2 protein-coding genes are annotated in these 1,363 nt (G+C 51.8%); both read right to left on the bottom strand.

All coding sequences use genetic code 11. The features are described from left to right. Nucleotides 1-4 precede the first annotated feature (4 nt). Nucleotides 5-865 (bottom strand): hypothetical protein, encoded by an 861-nt coding sequence (locus Q0224_RS10930; protein WP_297951281.1) that lies wholly within the window; start codon nt 863-865, stop codon nt 5-7. Between the two features lie 420 nt (nt 866-1,285). Then, the coding region (locus Q0224_RS10925) for a tyrosine-protein phosphatase (protein ID WP_297951283.1) at nt 1,286-1,363 on the bottom strand (78 nt) is incomplete at its 5' end.

The following is a 1,363-nucleotide window of genomic DNA, read 5'->3' as shown; positions in this document are numbered from 1 at the left end:
ATACCTATAAATTTAAAATTTCCCGCGCCTTTTGCTTGCACGCCTCAAATTTTTGCTCAAACTCCGCACGCCTTTGCAGCTCGTTTTTCGCCCCCATTTTGGTGTATCCCGAGCCTCGCCCCAGAAAATATACATAGCCTGTATCTTTAAACTCCACAGCAAGCGGCATTTGCGCGCCCTCTACGCCCTCGCAAATAAGCTGCGCAAGCGCGTACTCCTCCAGCGCAAAGGCGTGCGGATACAGGCTTATCTTTTTTAGATTTTTAAGAGCGGCGAGCGGCAAAAGCGCCGGATATGGAGCCTTGCACTTCACCCAGGTTAGTTTTAGCACTTCAAGACCCGTTAGGCCTTTGAAAAACTCGAAATCTACAATCGGCTGATCCCAATTTAGCGTGCCGCTAATGCACAGATATCGCAGCGAGGCTATACCGCTAAGTCCCGAAAAATCGCTCACTCTGCGTAAATTTTCAAAATGCGCCGATCTTAAGTTTTTCAGCTCGCGCAGAGGCGAAAGGTCGCAAAATCCCGAGACGTATTCCAAAACGAGCTCCTGCAAAAGCGGCAGTTCGGCCAGAAAATCGATATTTTTTACTTGAACTCTCGTAATGCGCAGACGCTTAAGCTGCCTAAGTCTCCGTAGCGCGGCGATCTGCTCCTTGCTCGGAAGATGCAGGGTAAGCTCCTGCAGATCCCCGCACTCAAAAATCTGCTCCCAAAAAGGAGTATCCGCCCCTATTGTAGCGATCTGCAAGCTCTGCTTATCCGCCACGGGGCCGTTTAGCGCGAATGCGAAACGCTCGCGGTTGGGCACCATCGTCCAGTAATCGTCCTTTCGATCTAGCAGATCCGCAAAGTGATGTATCATTCGTAGTCTCCGTTTTTGAAATTTTAAAGCGCGTAATTTTATCGCGCAAGCGGTGCGCTAAATTTAAGCCCGTTTTCGAGCTCGCAAACCCTGCTGCCCTAAAAATTTAGGCTCGCCGCGGCTCATCCCGCGAATGCCGCCGCCACAATAACTCGCCGCGGTAGTCTGCGAATTTAAGCCCGGCGGGCTCTAGTCGAATTTAAGCCGCTCAAGCTTTTGTTAAATCAAGTTCACGCGCTCCGAATTCGTAAATTTCACGCCGCTTGAGCGGGCGGAAAAATAGAATTTCGTCTAAATTCCAAGCTCGGCTCTTACGAGCGCTTCGTTTTGCGGCGTCAAAAAGCCCGCAATATCCTGCCACATCGAGTGAAAGCCGTATCCGCCCTCTATCATCTCGCTGCGCGCGGCATCTAGCCCCGATCAGATCACGCGGTACATCGCCACCACAAGCCCCGTGCGATCGGCTCCGTGATAGCAGTGCACGAGCACGGCGCCCTC

Origin of the sequence: uncultured Campylobacter sp. (assembly GCF_938002845.1) — a bacterium.
Taxonomy (GTDB): domain Bacteria; phylum Campylobacterota; class Campylobacteria; order Campylobacterales; family Campylobacteraceae; genus Campylobacter_B.
The sequence above is the reverse complement of the archived record's forward strand: the minus strand, read 5'-3'. Positions and strand labels throughout refer to the sequence as shown.

Coding starts and splice junctions, on each gene's coding strand:
- Q0224_RS10930 (WP_297951281.1), bottom strand. CDS start 865: ATGATACATCACTTTGCGGATCTGCTAGATCGAAAGGACGATTACTGG.